10 protein-coding genes are annotated in these 14,941 nt (G+C 38.3%); 2 read left to right on the forward strand and 8 right to left on the reverse strand.

Annotation, left to right across the window (positions count from 1 at the left end; translation table 11 throughout):
• Positions 1-36: 36 nt before the first annotated feature.
• The 7 genes from ACLHK8_RS04510 to ACLHK8_RS04540 form a co-directional block, all read right to left on the reverse strand.
• Positions 37-990 (reverse strand): ABC transporter ATP-binding protein, encoded by a 954-nt coding sequence (locus ACLHK8_RS04510; protein ID WP_057775260.1) that lies wholly within the window; start codon positions 988-990, stop codon positions 37-39.
• A 12-nt stretch (positions 991-1,002) separates the two neighbouring features.
• On the reverse strand, positions 1,003-2,130 hold the full coding sequence (locus ACLHK8_RS04515; RefSeq protein WP_057775258.1) for an ABC transporter ATP-binding protein: 1,128 nt from the start codon (positions 2,128-2,130) through the stop codon (positions 1,003-1,005).
• A gap of 12 nt (positions 2,131-2,142) precedes the next feature.
• Complete coding sequence (locus ACLHK8_RS04520) at positions 2,143-3,165, reverse strand: ABC transporter permease (RefSeq protein ID WP_057775256.1); 1,023 nt, start codon at positions 3,163-3,165, stop codon at positions 2,143-2,145.
• Positions 3,166-3,169: 4 nt separating this feature from the next.
• Positions 3,170-4,099 carry an oligopeptide ABC transporter permease gene (gene opp3b / locus ACLHK8_RS04525; protein WP_057775254.1) on the reverse strand — a complete coding sequence of 310 codons (930 nt, stop codon included), beginning with the start codon at positions 4,097-4,099 and terminating at the stop codon, positions 3,170-3,172.
• 120 nt (positions 4,100-4,219) lie between these two features.
• Positions 4,220-5,848, reverse strand: coding sequence for a peptide ABC transporter substrate-binding protein (locus ACLHK8_RS04530; RefSeq protein ID WP_057775251.1), 1,629 nt, complete (start codon positions 5,846-5,848; stop codon positions 4,220-4,222).
• A 355-nt stretch (positions 5,849-6,203) separates the two neighbouring features.
• A complete protein-coding gene (locus ACLHK8_RS04535; protein WP_057775248.1) occupies positions 6,204-7,841 on the reverse strand; it encodes a peptide ABC transporter substrate-binding protein in 1,638 nt (545 codons plus the stop codon).
• Between the two features lie 299 nt (positions 7,842-8,140).
• Positions 8,141-9,775 carry a peptide ABC transporter substrate-binding protein gene (locus ACLHK8_RS04540; RefSeq protein ID WP_057775245.1) on the reverse strand — a complete coding sequence of 545 codons (1,635 nt, stop codon included), beginning with the start codon at positions 9,773-9,775 and terminating at the stop codon, positions 8,141-8,143.
• 340 nt (positions 9,776-10,115) lie between these two features.
• Here ACLHK8_RS04540 and hflX point away from each other — a divergent pair, with 340 nt between their 5' ends.
• A complete protein-coding gene (hflX, locus tag ACLHK8_RS04545; RefSeq protein ID WP_057775241.1) occupies positions 10,116-11,393 on the forward strand; it encodes a GTPase HflX in 1,278 nt (425 codons plus the stop codon).
• Between the two features lie 102 nt (positions 11,394-11,495).
• Here hflX and ACLHK8_RS04550 read toward each other — a convergent pair whose 3' ends face one another.
• Positions 11,496-13,121 (reverse strand): peptide ABC transporter substrate-binding protein, encoded by a 1,626-nt coding sequence (locus ACLHK8_RS04550; protein ID WP_320531942.1) that lies wholly within the window; start codon positions 13,119-13,121, stop codon positions 11,496-11,498.
• A gap of 472 nt (positions 13,122-13,593) precedes the next feature.
• Here ACLHK8_RS04550 and ACLHK8_RS04555 point away from each other — a divergent pair, with 472 nt between their 5' ends.
• The gene (locus tag ACLHK8_RS04555; RefSeq protein WP_323707576.1) at positions 13,594-14,928 is read left to right on the forward strand and encodes an APC family permease; all 1,335 of its coding nucleotides are present in this window, start codon (positions 13,594-13,596) and stop codon (positions 14,926-14,928) included.
• Positions 14,929-14,941: the final 13 nt, after the last annotated feature.

Genomic DNA, 14,941 nt, shown 5'->3' on the forward strand with positions numbered 1-14,941 from the left:
TCAGATCTTACGGGTTTTTTTAATTGGTACTGTTTTTTAAAGAACTTCAAGTCCTTCTTCAGTCGCTCGTTTTTGATAAATGGCAACTTCATCCTCACTTGCACGGACAAAATGCTGTGGCGCAATTTCTACCATTTGACGTTTTTTATCATCAAATTCTAGAGATGAGTCATAAACAACTTGACGACGATTACGTTCAAATTCAGGATCAGGCTGTGGTACAGCTGAAACCAAACTCTTCGTGTAAAGATGAAGCGGATGATTATAAACCTCTTCTGCGGGGCCAATTTCAAGGAGCTTACCATAATGCATAACACCGATTCGATCACTGATATATTTAACCATTGATAAATCATGTGCAATAAATAAGTAAGTTAACCCAGATTTCTCTTGGAGTTCCTTCATCAAGTTCACAACTTGAGCCTGAATTGAAACATCTAAAGCTGAAATTGGTTCATCAGCGATAATAAAATCAGGTTGAACAGCTAAAGCACGCGCAATCCCGATTCGTTGACGCTGACCACCAGAAAATTCGTTTGGATAACGACTAGAATGATCTCGGTTCAACCCAACCGTTTCAAGTAAGTCTTCTACTTGAGTTGTTCGATCAAGGTCATTTTTGGCCAAATGATGAATATCAATTCCTTCAGCCACGATATCTTTAACTTTCATCCGTGGATTTAATGATGCGTATGGATCCTGGAAGATCATCTGCATCTCACGACGAAATGCCATCAAATCACTTTTACTTTTAAGTGAAGCTACATCGCGCCCGTTAAAAAGCACTTGACCATCAGTTGGATCAAGTAGGCGAATAATAGCTTGGCCAGTGGTTGTCTTACCAGAACCAGATTCGCCAACTAATCCAAAGGTTTCACCCTTATAGATATCAAAGGAAACATCATCGACGGCACGTACTTCATCTTTTTTACCAACATTAAAATATTGTTTTAAATGTTTTACTTCTAGAATTTTTTCTCGTGTATCCATGATTAGCCTCCTTTACTCACCAATTGCATCGTCATCGTTCACACCAAAGCTTGTATTCCCAGTTGAATGAATATGACCTTGATTGATCGTACCCTTTTTCAAACGGTCTGCATAGACTTCTTGACGACGTTTGATTGCGACTGGAGGTTCTACATTTGGTGCATCTGGATGCAAAAGCCAAGTGGCAGCATAATGGGTATCTGACACTTTGAAAAATGGTGGCTCTTTTTGCTCATCAATCTTCATTGCATAAGGATTCCGCGCAGCAAACGGATCACCAGCTGGTGGATCCAATAAATCTGGCGGTGTTCCTGGAATAGATTCCAACTTCCCTTTGCGCGTATCAAGAGTAGGCATTGAATTCAGGAGCCCCCATGTATAAGGATGTTGCGGATTATAGAAGATTTCATCAACCGTTCCATATTCCACAATTTTACCAGCATACATAACAGCCACACGATCAGCCATCCCGGCAACAACTCCTAAATCATGGGTGATAAAGATAATTGAAGTCGAAATTTTCTCTTGTAATTCTTTCATTAAATCAAGAATTTGAGCCTGAATTGTCACATCCAAGGCAGTTGTTGGTTCATCAGCGATCAAGATCTCTGGGTAACAAACTAACGCAATGGCAATCACAATTCGTTGACGCATCCCACCAGAAAATTGATGTGGATAATCATTAATTCGTTCTTTAGCGTTTGTAATTCCAACTAATTTAAGCATTTCTAAGGCTTGTTTGTTGGCCTTTTCACGACTGTAACCTTTGTGAATCTGTAAAGGCTCCGCAATTTGGCGACCAATTCTCATGGTTGGATCCAAAGAAGTCATCGGATCTTGGAAGATTTCGGCAATATCTTTTCCACGAATATCTTCTAGTTCTTTTTCTGACATTTTAAGAATATTCTTGCCATGAAACTTCACTGTTCCTTCAACAACTTCAGCATTATTTGCTAATAATCCCATGACAGTTTTAGTCGTAACTGTTTTACCAGAACCAGACTCACCAACAATTGCTAAAGTTTCTCCCTTTTTCAAATGGAAAGAAACGTCACGAATCGCTTTGACTGTCCCTGCATAGGTATGGAAGTCAATGGTTAAGTTTTTTACTTCTAGAATATTTTCTTCTGCATTTTCCATTGTAACTTCCTCCTATCTGCGGGCTGTTCGAGGGTCAAACGCATCACGTAAACCATCAGCCAAAATATTAAATGCAATCATAACAATGGATAACACAATTGCAGGATACCACATTTGATATGGCAAGAACTGGAAGTTCTTTTGACCATCACTAATTAATGTTCCTAGAGAAGCAGTTGGAGCTTGAATCCCAATTCCGATATAACTTAGGAAAGCTTCGAAGAAAATAGCGGATGGAATTGTAAACATTGTTTGAATAATGATCACACTTGATAAGTTAGGCAATAAATGTTTAATCGCAATTTTAAAAGTTGACTCACCTAATGTACGGGCTGCCAGGACATACTCTTGTGTTTTCAATTGCAAGGTTTGCGCTCGCGTCAGCCGGGCCATCGTCGTCCATCCATTAAAGGCAATCGCCAAAATGATTGGTAACATCCCGCCCTTTAGAACAAGCATGAATAAAACCATGATAACGATGTTAGGTACAGATGAAATAACTTCAATTATCCGTTGCATGACAATATCGGTTATTCCACCTCTCCAGGCCGAAACAATCCCATACCCAACCCCGACAATTAAATCAATCAAGGTAGCAAAAAGACCAATTAACAAGGAAACTAAAGTTCCTCGTAAGATACGTTGAGCCAATGAACGACCTAAGTAGTCAGTTCCTAAAGTGTAATGCACTTTACTTGGCACATTATTTTGTTTATAAGCATCTACACGTTTACCAGCAACCACTGAAGTTCCATTCAAACCATTGATATTGATGCCGGGAATCTTGGGTGGTAAATTGGCATAGTTTGGATTTGAATCATTTGGATGTGAAGCTGTAAGTGGTGATGTAAAAGCAACCACAAAGATAATAGCCAAGATCCATAAACAAACAAAGGAAGCCTTATTTTGTTTCAACCGCCGCCATGCATCCTGAACAAATGTCCGGGAAGGGGCTACGATTTTTTCATCATCTAGTTCATCTTTTTTAGATACCGGTTCAAATGCATCCGGTGCTAAATTCATTTTTTCTTCCATTTATTTACCCCTCATTCCCAGAAATTCGGATTCGTGGATCAATAATTCCGTAAACTAAATCAGTTAACAATAAGATTGCACATAGTAAAGCAGAATATAACATCGTGACACCCATAATAGTTGGGTAATCATTTACCAAGATGGATTTTACAAATTGTTCCCCAATTCCTGGTACAGAGAAGATGTTTTCCACAACCATTGATCCAGTCATAATAGCGGCTGCCAATGGCCCAATAACTGTAACTAATGGAATTAAACTATTACGTAAGGCGTGATGCCAAACAACCCCAATTCGACTTAATCCTTTTGCCTTCGCTAATTCGATATAGTCGCTTCCCAAAACATCGACCATTTCAGTTCGGACAAACCGTGAAGTTTCTGCAAAAGGCGAAGCTGCTAACGCCAAGGTTGGTAACACCGTGTATGAGAATCCACCCCAATCAGCAATTGGGAACCACTGCAATTTCAGTCCTAAATAGTATTGAAGCAAGATTGCCAGTACGAAACTTGGAATCGAGATTCCTAAAATTGAAATAAAAGTTGAAGTTCCATCAATCCATGTGTTTTTACGGATTGCGCTTAAAGATCCAACGATGATTCCGAAGAAAACACCTACAATGATGGCTTGACCACCTAATTGTAATGAAGGTCCAATCCGGCTTGAAATCAAGTAAGAAACAGGTTGATCACTAAACTGGAATGATAACCCAAAGTTTCCATGTGCTGCATCCACAATGTAGCTAATATATTGCTGCCATACCGGTTTGTTCAATCCATAGTGAGCATAGATTGTTTTAATCTGTTCCGGTGTTAATTTTGCCTGGTTATTCAATGGTGTTCCGGGCATCAACTTCATTAAGAAGAAGGTGATACTTGCAATCAAAAACAGCGTTAAAACCAGGTAAAAGATTCGCTTTACTAAATATCTTGCCATTTATATTCCTCCCAATCTTTCTCTCAAACCAACTTTGCCTTTATAACAAAGGGGTAAGGGTCAGCAGTTACGCGAGCCCTTACCCTCCTGTCCAAAATTAACGCCTAATATAATGAAACATTATTTTGTCAGATTTAAATTCTTGTAATCAAAGTTGACACCAGCAGTGTTGTAAACAACGCCCTTCAACTTAGAGTTCCAAAGCTGCGATTTTGCCTGCTGGTACACAGGTGCAATTCCTTGATCATTCATCAAGATCTTTTCAGCTTGAACCATGTCGTCCCAACGTTTTTCAGGATTTGTGGCATCAGTTGTATTGGAAGCCTTGATCAATGCGTCGTACTGTTTGTTACTGAAGCCACCATTATTCTGAGCATTTCCAGTTACAAATAATTGTAAGAAGGAAATTGGATCAGAGAAATCAGCACCCCATGCAGAGAGAACAACATCGAACTTACCATTTGAAGAATTTGTCAAACGTGTCTTAAATGGTACGTTTTGCAAATTAACTTTGACATTAGGTAACTTTTCAATTTGTGACTGTAGGAATTCAGTGATTTGCTTTGTTGAAGCTGTATCATCACCAAGAAGTGTAAAGGTCAAACTTGATTTGCCTTCTTCTTTAAGTCCTTCAGCCATTAATTTCTTAGCTTCCGTTAAGTTTGGTGTAACTGCTGACTTAACTTCAGATTCAGTTGCAAAATCTTCACCAGACTTAGGATTGCTTGCTAAACCAGTTGAAACAAGTCCTTTAGGATTTGTTGAACCATCAGCAAGAACCTTACCTGTCAATTGGTTACGATTAATCGTCATTGAGATTGCTTTCCGAATCTTAGCATTACGGAAAACTTTTTCTTTCTTCATATTATATTGAAGATAGAACATTGATGATTGCTTACGTAAAACATAATCTTTGTTGTTCTTGTATTGTGCAACTTGGTTACCAATAATATTAGCAACATCAAGCTTCTTACTGTTATACAAGTTCAAACCAGTACTTGAATCTTTGACAACTTGATAATTAATGGTATTCATTTTGACGTTCTTTTTATCCCAGTAATTATTATTCTTTTCAAGTTTCCAACTTAAGTTTGTACCAGTCCAACCAACTTGTTTGTAAGGACCATCATAAACTAATTTATCAGAAGCTGTTCCGTACTTAGAGCCGTACTTTTCCACAGCCTTTTGGTTTTGTGGGTAGAAAGTTGGGAAGCCCATTAACAACTTGAAGTAAGCAATCGGACGATCTAACGTCACAACCAACTTATACTTACCTTCAGCTTTGATTCCCAACTGTTTGTAGTTTACTTTACCAGACATGATCTTGTCAGCATTTTTGATGCCTGAGAATAAGTAAGCATACTCAGAAGCGGTTTTTGGATTAACCGTTCGTTGCCAGCCATAAACAAAATCTTGAGCAGTAACAGGATCGCCATTGCTCCACTTAGCATTCTTACGAATTGTAAATGTCCAAGTCTTACCATCTTTAGATTCCTTTGTACTTGTTGCAAGAGCATTGTTAACTTTGCTCTTCTCACCTAATCGGTAAAGGCCCTCTTGGGTATTTCCTAACTGGGTAAAACCAACGACATCGGTAACCTTCGATTGATCCATTGTCGCAATTTCAGCACTTTCTTCAAAGTTAACTGATTCTTTCGACGAACTACTGTCCTTGGATCCACACGCAGCCAAAACAAATGTTGAAGCGAGCGCAACTGCTCCAACTTTTATTGCTGATCTAACATTCATAATTATTTTCCAACCCCTCTGTGAAATCTTGCGAATTCCATCATTATGTACTTTCTTAACAAAAGTTGTTCTTATTATATATTAGAAGAAGATTAAATTCAATCGTTATCTCTAATTTTGACGTCAATAAAAACTATATTTGCTAAATCAAGTTCATAATCAATACCCGCCATTACTGAATGTATGCGATTTATGTTACATTTTTAAAATTGCTCATTTTTACTCATGAATTATTTTAAAATGCGCACTTTAAAGGCGGTTTGTTGTTTGGGATTCTTAGAAAGATCACATTTGAGAAGAGAATAAGGGAAAAGAGTCGTATAACTCTTTTCCCTTATTGCTTGTATCTACTTAATTATTTTGCCAAGTAAAGACCTGAGTAATCAAAATTGACACCAGAAGTGTTGTAAACTTCACCCTTCAAGTTGGTATTCCATAATTGAGAAGCAGCTTGTTGATAAAGTGGCACGATTCCTTGTTCGTTCATAAGGATCTTTTCTGCCTTAACTAAGTCATCCCAACGTTTTTGTGTGTTGTTAGCATCAGTTGTGCTAGATGCCTTGATCAACTTGTCGTATTCTTTATTGCTCCATGAACCATTGTTATTTGAGTTTCCAGTAACAAATAGCTGTAAGAACGAAATTGGATCGGCAAAGTCAGCACCCCAACCAGTAACAACAGCATCGAATTTACCGTTTGTTGAGTTAGTCAAACGAGACTTAAATGGAATGTTTTCAACATTCACTTTCACGTTACTACCTAATTTTTCGATTTGTGATTGTAAGAACTCATTTGTAGATTTCCCAGCAGGTGTATCATCAGCCATCAATGAGAATTCAAGCTTTGTCATACCCTCTTCTTTCAAGCCTTCTTTTAATAACTTCTTAGCTTGAGTTAAGTTTTGGGTAACTGCTGATTTAACTTCTGATTCTTTAGCAAAATCTTGACCTGTTTTTGGATTCTCTGCTAATCCAGCTGAAACATACCCAAGTGGATTTTGCGAACCATCAGCTAAAACTTTTCCTGTTAGTTGACTACGGTCGATTGACATTGAAATTGCCTGACGAATCTTCTTGTTAGCAAAGTACTTGTCCTTCTTTTCATTTAATTGAAGATAGAAGGTTGAAGCCTCTTTACGTAACTTGTATGCTTTGTTGTTCTTGTATTGAGCAACTTGACTACCAGTAATGGTTGTCACATCAAGTTTTTTACTATTATAGAGGTTCAAGGCCGTAGATGAATCTTTAACTACTTGATAGTTGATTGTATCAACTTTCACATCTTTTTTGTTCCAGTAATTGTCATTCTTAACTAACTTCCATTTCAAGTTAGTTCCTGTCCAACCAGTAGACTTGTAAGGGCCATTGTAAACTAACTTGTCTGAAGCTGTTCCGTATTTAGAACCATACTTTTCAACAGCTTTCTGGTTTTGTGGGAAGAATAATGCAAATCCCATTAATAACTTAAAGTAAGGTACGGGACGGTCTAAAGTAACGGTCAGTTTATAATCACCGTCAGCTTTAATCCCTAAAGTTTTGTAATTAGCTTTGCCGGCTGTAATTTTGTCAGCATTTTTGATTCCGGAGAAAAGATAAGCATATTCTGAAGCAGTTTTAGGATTTACAGTACGTTGCCAAGAATAAACAAAATCTTTGGCTGTAACTTTGTCACCATTGCTCCACTTTGCACCCTTACGTAAGGTGAAAGTATAAGTCTTTTTATCTTTAGAAACAACCGTTTTTGTTGCTAAAGCATTGTGTACAGAACTGTTCTTGCCTAAACGATAAAGACCTTCTTCAGTATTAGCTAACTGAGTTAAACCAATCGTGTCGGTAACTTTAGAAGTATCCATAGTTGGGATTTCTGAAGCAACCATAAAGTTAACGGTTGATTTTTTTGACGATCCACTATCACTTTTTGACCCACAGGCTGCTAGGACAAATGTTGAAGCCAACGCAACGGCTCCTAATTTCACTACTGATTTCACATTCATAAATGACATCTCCCCTTTTTTGATAAGCAATTTTTTAATCGCTTGTTGTGTACTCATTTCACGAATTGTTATTATTGTACATTAAAGAAAGATTAAATACAACCCAGTATGCTTATTTATTTTTAATTTATTGAAATAACTATTTTGATTATTCACGCCTTTTCACGCTATGAGACAAAGGATCATGGGCTTTCTGTTAAAATAACAAATATTTTAATTTTAAATCCATTATCATGTTTGATAGTAATTAAACCCACAAAAAAAGTTGAAGCCATTTAAGTCTTCAACTTCTAATTACATTATTTTGTTAAATTGAGTTTAGAGTAATCATATTCGTTACCCGCAGTGTTATAAACAACACCTTTAAGTTTTGTATTCCAAAGCTGTGAGGTCGCTTGTTGATAAAGTGGGACAATTGCCTGATCATTCATCAAGACTTTTTCGGCCTTAACCATATCTGCCCAACGCTTTTGTGGATGAGTTGCATCGGTTGTGTTAGAGCTCTTGATCAAAGCATCATATTCTTTACTACTGTAACTTCCGTTATTTTGTGCGTTGCCTGTGACAAACAACTGCAAGAACGAGATTGGATCTGAGAAGTCAGCTCCCCAACCTGTGACAACGGCATCAAACTTACCGTCACTAGAATCAGTCAAACGGGTCTTAAATGGAATATTTTGAACACTGACCTTGACGTTACTACCTAATTTTTCAATTTGAGCTTGTAAAAATTCGTTTGTCGCTTTTCCGGCAGTTGTATCATCAGCCATCAAAGTAAACTTCAAACTAGACATGCCCTCTTCTTTCAAACCTTCCTTTAAAAGCTTTTTAGCTTCAGTTAAGTTCCGAGTAGAAGCAGATTTCACGGCGGATTCCTTAGCAAAATCTTCACCAGTAGAAGGATTCTTTGCTAAACCGTTAGAAACAAGACCATTAACATTTTGTGACCCATCGGCTAGGACTTTCCCAGTCAACTGCGTTCTATCGATTGACATTGAAACGGCCTGACGAATCTTCTTGTTCTTAAAGATCTTTCTCTTCTCATTTAATTGTAGATAGAAGGTTGAAGCTTCTTTACGCAATACGTAAGCTTTATTGTTCTTGTATTGAGCAACCTGTGTTCCACTAATGGTTGTCACATCAAGTTTCTTACTATTGTATAAGTTCAAAGCAGTCGATGAATCTTTGACAACTTGATAGTTGATTGTATTCATCTTAACGTTCTTCTTATTCCAATACTCTGGATTTTTAACTAATTTCCAACTTAAATTAGTTCCTTTCCAACCTTCCTGTTTATACGGCCCGTTGTAAACCATCTTGTCTGAAGTCGTTCCGTATTTAGACCCATATTTTTCAACAGCATTTTGATTCTGTGGGAAGAATACCGAGAAGCCCATTAGGAGTTTAAAGTATGGAATTGCGCGGTCTAAAGTAACTGTTAACTTATAATTACCGTCAGCTTTAATGCCTAACTTCTTATAGTTAGTTTTGCCGGCCATGATTTGATCGGCGTTTTTAATGCCTGAGAAAAGATAAGCATATTCTGAAGCAGTTTTCGGATTAACCGTTCTTTGCCATGAATAAACAAAATCTTTGGCTGTGACTTTATCCCCGTTACTCCACTTGGCACCCTTACGAATTGTAAATGTCCACGTCTTACCATCTTTAGACTCTTTTGTACTTGTTGCTAACGCATTATGTACAGAACTATTCTTGCCTAATCGATAAAGACCTTCTCCGGTATTGGACAACTGTGTCATACTAACAACATCATCAGCTTTTGAAGGATCCATAGTGGAAATTTCTGCTGATTCCATAAAGTTAACTGACTGTTTTTTTGCGGTACTAGTACTACCCTTCGCTCCACATGCGGCTAACACAAATGTAGAAGCTAACGCTACCGCACTTAACTTGACAACTGATCTTACTTTCATAAAAATTCGACTTTCTTTCTAGCATCTTTGCCATTTTTTATTGCTTGCTTTCTCAAAAACGACCTTATTATAGGTTAAAGAAATATTAAATACAATGGTTTTTACTAATTTATTTTTAACTATCTAGCAAGACGTTCAAAAAAAATTCCCTTTCATCACCTGTATAATGGGAAGTATCTTCGTTATGTTACAAAGATTACAATTTTAATGTGTATCTCATTAATCTTTTTATAAGAAAACCTCCTCATACTTTTCCATATCCTGTAACCCCACTCATATTACTTAAGAACCCCGCGTCCCTATGCTATACTGAAGGCATTAAAGAATTCGAGGTGTCGCTATGACAGAAAAAGTCATTATTGCAGGTTTGCAGCTGCCTAATCAAGACATGGATTATGCCATGCAGGAACTAGCAGCTTTAGTTGAAGCAAATAATATGGAAGCTACTGAAAATGTCATTCAAAAATTGGATCGACCAAATTCTGCTACTTATTTTGGAAGTGGTAAAGTTGTCGAACTTCACGAACTCGGTGAAAGCATCAATGTTCACACATTAGTTGTGAATGCCGAATTATCGCCAAGCCAAATTCGTAATCTAGAACAAGAATCGAAACTCGATGTGATTGATCGAACCGGATTAATCCTAGAAATTTTCGCAAATCGTGCTAAATCGCGAGAAGCAAAACTCCAGGTCGAAATTGCAAAATTAAATTATCAGATGCCAAGATTGCGAACAAGCTCTTCGCAGCGACTTGACCAGCAGTCAGCTGGCGATGCAGGTGGTGGTTACACTAACCGTGGTTCTGGTGAAACAAAGCTTGAAATGAATCGCCGAACTATTCAGCAACGGATTAACAATTTAAATCACGAGCTTAAAGAAATGACAACATCTAGTGCGGTTCAACGGCAAAAACGGGATCAAACTGGTTTGCCAAGCGTGGCTTTGGTTGGGTACACAAATGCGGGTAAGTCCACCACTATGAACGGTTTAGTTCGTTTATATGGCGAAAGCGACGAAAAACAAGTCTTTGAAAAAAACATGTTATTTGCCACTTTAGATACCAGCGTTCGAAAACTAACTTTTCCTGATCAAAAACAACTTTTGCTTAGTGATACAGTTGGGTTTGTTAGTCATTTACCTCATCAATTGATTAAAGCATTCCGTTCTACTTTGGCTGAAGCGGCGCAGGCTGACCTCTTAGTTCAAGTAGTTGATGTTTCGGATCCCCATTTCCGAGAAATGATCCAAACAACTAATGAGGCGTTGCAAGAAATCGGGGTGACCAAAGCTCCTATGATCGTGGCCTTTAATAAAGCCGATATGGCTGGCGTAGAATTTCCTACCTTTGAAGGTAACGAAGAAATTACTTATTCTGCCCAGGACAAAAAGTCACTCGTTCTTTTAACCAACATGATCAAACAAAAGGTCTTTACTGGTTATCGTGAGGCTACCTTCTTGATCCCATTTGACAAGGGCCAAGTGGTCGATTATCTTAATCAACATACAAATGTGTTGAAAACAGATTATAAAGAAACTGGTACAGAGATTGTCACAGAATTAAGCAGCGATGATTATCAACGGTTCCATGATTATCTCGTTGAACCTGTTGAAAATTAAATGTTCAGCTAATAAGTATACAAAAAAGCCGTTACTTTCCTGATTTGGTGGATAACCAAATTCACGAAGGTAACGGTTTTTAATTTTCCTAAAAATCAGCGATTACTTCTTCACAACTAAGTTCTTGTAATCATAATAGATTCCCGCTGAATTATGCACGAGTCCAGTCACTTTTTTGTTCCAAAGTTGTGCTTGGGTGCTTTGATAAATTGGAGCCACACCCTGATCCTGCATTAAAATCTTCTCGGCTTGAACCATGTCAGCAAACCGTTTTTTCGGATTAGTGGCATCGGTTGTATCTGCTTTCGAGATAGCCTTATCATAAGCTGCATTTTTCCATCCACCGTTATTTTGCGCATTGTTGGATGTTAAAATTTGTAAAAACGAAATTGGATCAGAGAAATCGGCAGCCCAACCAGATAAGGCGACATCAAATTTCTTGTTTGATTCATCCGTTAAAAATGATTTGTATGGAATATTTGTTAAAGTGATTTTAACCCCCGGTAATTTTTCCCAATCAGATTGTAAAAATTCGGAAGTCTTTTTACCTACGTCACTATCATTATTTAAAAGATCGAGTGTCAAAGAAGTTTTGTTTTCTTCTTTGAGCCCCTCCGCCATTAATTTCTTAGCTTTCTTTAAATTATATGAAGTGGCTGATGTTACAGATGCTTCAGCAGCAAAATCCTGTCCAGTTGTTGGATTTTTCATCAGACCGCTGGAAACAAATCCTTTGGCTGATTCGGAACCATCCGCAAGCACTTTTCCGGTTAATTGATCCCGATTAATTGCTAGAGAGAGCGCCTGACGGATTTTTTTATTCTTCAAAACTGCATTTTTAGTTTGATTAAACTCAACATAAGAGGTCTGTGCCAGTTTTCGACTCACAAAGTTCTTATTTGATTTGTACTGAGCTACCTGACTACCACTCAGAGTCGTTTCGTCCAATTTCTTACTATTGTATAAATTCAGCCCCGTAGTCGAATCTTTAATCACCTGAAAATTCATTTGATTAAGTTTGACACTGCCCTTATCCCAGTAGTCAGTGTTTTTAATCATTTTCCAACTAAGATTACTTCCCGTCCACCCCTTTTGAACAAATGGTCCGTTATAAACCATATCTTTAGATGATGATCCGTATTTACTGCCATATTTTTCAACCACTTTTTGATTTTGCGGGAAGAAACTAGGAAATCCCATCAATAACTTGAAATAAGGAATCGGTGTATCTAAAGTTACGGTTAATTTATATTTACCTGTCGCTTTGATCCCTAGCGTCTTTACCGAAGACTTTCCTGCTGAAATTTTATCTGCGTTATGAATACCAGAATATAAGTAGGCAAACTCGGAAGCCGTCTTTGGATTAACGGTCCGTTGCCAAGCATAAACAAAATCCTGCGCCGTGACTTGGTCCCCATTACTCCACTTCGCATTTTTTCTCAACGTGAAAGTATATTTCTTGCCATCTTTAGATTCCGTTGACTTCGTCGCAATTCCTGGTAGGATTTTGCTGTTATTGCCAATCCGATATAGTCCTTCGTTAAAATTCGAAATTTGTGTCAAACTCGTGTCGTCAATTGCCGTGGATGAATCTAAAGTGGTGATTTCTGTTCCGGTTGCCATGTTAACAACCTCTTTTTGACTAGCCTTTTTACTGCCACAACCTGCTAACGTTATTGCGATTAAAACGCCTATGACCGAAATTCTTAAAGTATCCTGTTTTTTCATGTCTGTCTGCACCCCTGTTTTATTGAATGAATTTATTATATACACAAAGCTTGAATATATCAACACTTATTTGAATATTTATTCATTTAAACAAGTATTATTGCTAAGAATACTCATTATTAGCGTTTTAATATGCACCGCTATCAGTAAGCAAATTTACCTTTATCGATTTAATTCCGTCCTTTTTATTTTTCTGCTAAGCATTAGGACAACTCCACAAGTCAGGCGCTTAATTATAAGCAAGGCTCACTGCGGGATGCGATCCCGCCTCCGCCTTGCTTTCCTTTATCCTTTTTCTGCTAAGCATTAGGACAACTCCACAAGTCAGGCTCTTAATTATAAGCAAGGCTCACTGCGGGATGCGATCCCGCCTCCGCCTTGCTTATAATTAAGAGCCTTAACGACTTGTTGCGTTCACTTAGTCTTTTACGTTACAATATTACATAAAACAAATTTTCGGGAGGTATTCTTAATGAACAATGAAAAAGACGAAGTTACCCTCAGTCGGTCGCTCGGCCTTTGGTCCGCACTCGCACTTGTCATCGGAACCATTATTGGCTCTGGCGTTTTTGTTCGCCAAGCCGCTGTATTGGACGATGCCGGTTCAACCACCAACGCCATGTTGGCTTGGCTCGCAGGTGGCATCATCACCTTAACCGCCGGACTGACCATCGCCGAGATTGCCTCCCAAATGCCCAAAACGGGTGGACTCTACTACTACATGGAAAAAATTTACGGCAAAGTATGGGGATTCTTAGCTGGCTGGATGCAAATTATCATCTATGGTCCAGCCATGATCGCTTCTCTTGCCGCCTATCTTGGCATTCTCTTAGTCGACTTTTTTGACATGCCCCATAGCTGGACCGTGCCGATTGCCCTCATTACCGTTATTTTAGTCGCTTGTTTAAACTTGCTATCTAACCGCTACGGCGCAACTTTTGCCATTGTGACCACCATTTGCAAACTTGTCCCGGTCATTGCACTCATTGGTTTTGGGTTATTCTTTGGTAAAGAAAATGCTTTTTCTCAAAGTTTTACCACTGTTCACCAATCTGCTGGAAATTTTGGTGTAGCCATCTTGGCCACTTTATTTGCTTTTGACGGCTGGATTTTGGTGGCCAATCTTGGTGATGAAATTAAGAATCCTGAGAAACGACTGCCCCAAGCAATTACATTTGGGATTCTCTTAGTCTTAGTCATTTATCTATTAGTCAGCTTTGGCGTTTTTCGTAGCATGCCTGCTGAACAAATTCACAAACTTGGGATCGGCGCAATTCCTTATATGGCTGATAAAGATTTTGGGGCCATTGGGGGTAAGATCCTCAGCATTGGCATTATCATCTCAATTGTCGGGTGTATGAATGGAAAAATCATGACCTTCCCCCGAATTATGTATGCCATGGCCCGCGATCACGAATTACCATTTGCCAAGCAACTTTCTTACCTGAACCGTAACACACACACCCCGGTTGTGTCGGTTTTAACAACTGTCACAATTTCAGCGATTATGATTCTATTTTTTAACGCTGATCGCCTTTCGGAACTATGTATTTTCACTGTCTATTGTTTTTATGTCATGACCTTTGTTGGAGCCTTTATCTTAAGAAAGCGGGAGCCAAATTTAAAACGCCCATTTAGCACACCGTTCTTCCCAATTACCCCCATTATTGCAATTTTGGGATCCCTTTTTGTTATTGTCAGCGAAATTCAATCTGACTTAATTGGTGTCGCTTTCTCCTTTGTATTTGTTTTACTTGGTTTTCCAGTATATTATTATTGTAAACACCATTATCAAAACAAAGCTTAAGGTCAGGAGGCTC

The organism is Pediococcus sp. M21F004 (genome assembly GCF_051122535.1).
GTDB lineage: Bacteria > Bacillota > Bacilli > Lactobacillales > Lactobacillaceae > Pediococcus > Pediococcus inopinatus.

Bases quoted from the DNA above. Each gene is read 5' to 3' on its own strand.
- ACLHK8_RS04510 (WP_057775260.1), bottom strand. From the start codon at position 990: ATGGATACACGAGAAAAAATTCTAGAAGTAAAACATTTAAAACAATAT.
- ACLHK8_RS04515 (WP_057775258.1), bottom strand. From the start codon at position 2,130: ATGGAAAATGCAGAAGAAAATATTCTAGAAGTAAAAAACTTAACCATT.
- ACLHK8_RS04520 (WP_057775256.1), bottom strand. From the start codon at position 3,165: ATGGAAGAAAAAATGAATTTAGCACCGGATGCATTTGAACCGGTATCT.
- opp3b (WP_057775254.1), bottom strand. From the start codon at position 4,099: ATGGCAAGATATTTAGTAAAGCGAATCTTTTACCTGGTTTTAACGCTG.
- ACLHK8_RS04530 (WP_057775251.1), bottom strand. From the start codon at position 5,848: ATGAATGTTAGATCAGCAATAAAAGTTGGAGCAGTTGCGCTCGCTTCA.
- ACLHK8_RS04535 (WP_057775248.1), bottom strand. From the start codon at position 7,841: ATGAATGTGAAATCAGTAGTGAAATTAGGAGCCGTTGCGTTGGCTTCA.
- ACLHK8_RS04540 (WP_057775245.1), bottom strand. From the start codon at position 9,775: ATGAAAGTAAGATCAGTTGTCAAGTTAAGTGCGGTAGCGTTAGCTTCT.
- hflX (WP_057775241.1), top strand. From the start codon at position 10,116: ATGACAGAAAAAGTCATTATTGCAGGTTTGCAGCTGCCTAATCAAGAC.
- ACLHK8_RS04550 (WP_320531942.1), bottom strand. From the start codon at position 13,121: ATGAAAAAACAGGATACTTTAAGAATTTCGGTCATAGGCGTTTTAATC.
- ACLHK8_RS04555 (WP_323707576.1), top strand. From the start codon at position 13,594: ATGAACAATGAAAAAGACGAAGTTACCCTCAGTCGGTCGCTCGGCCTT.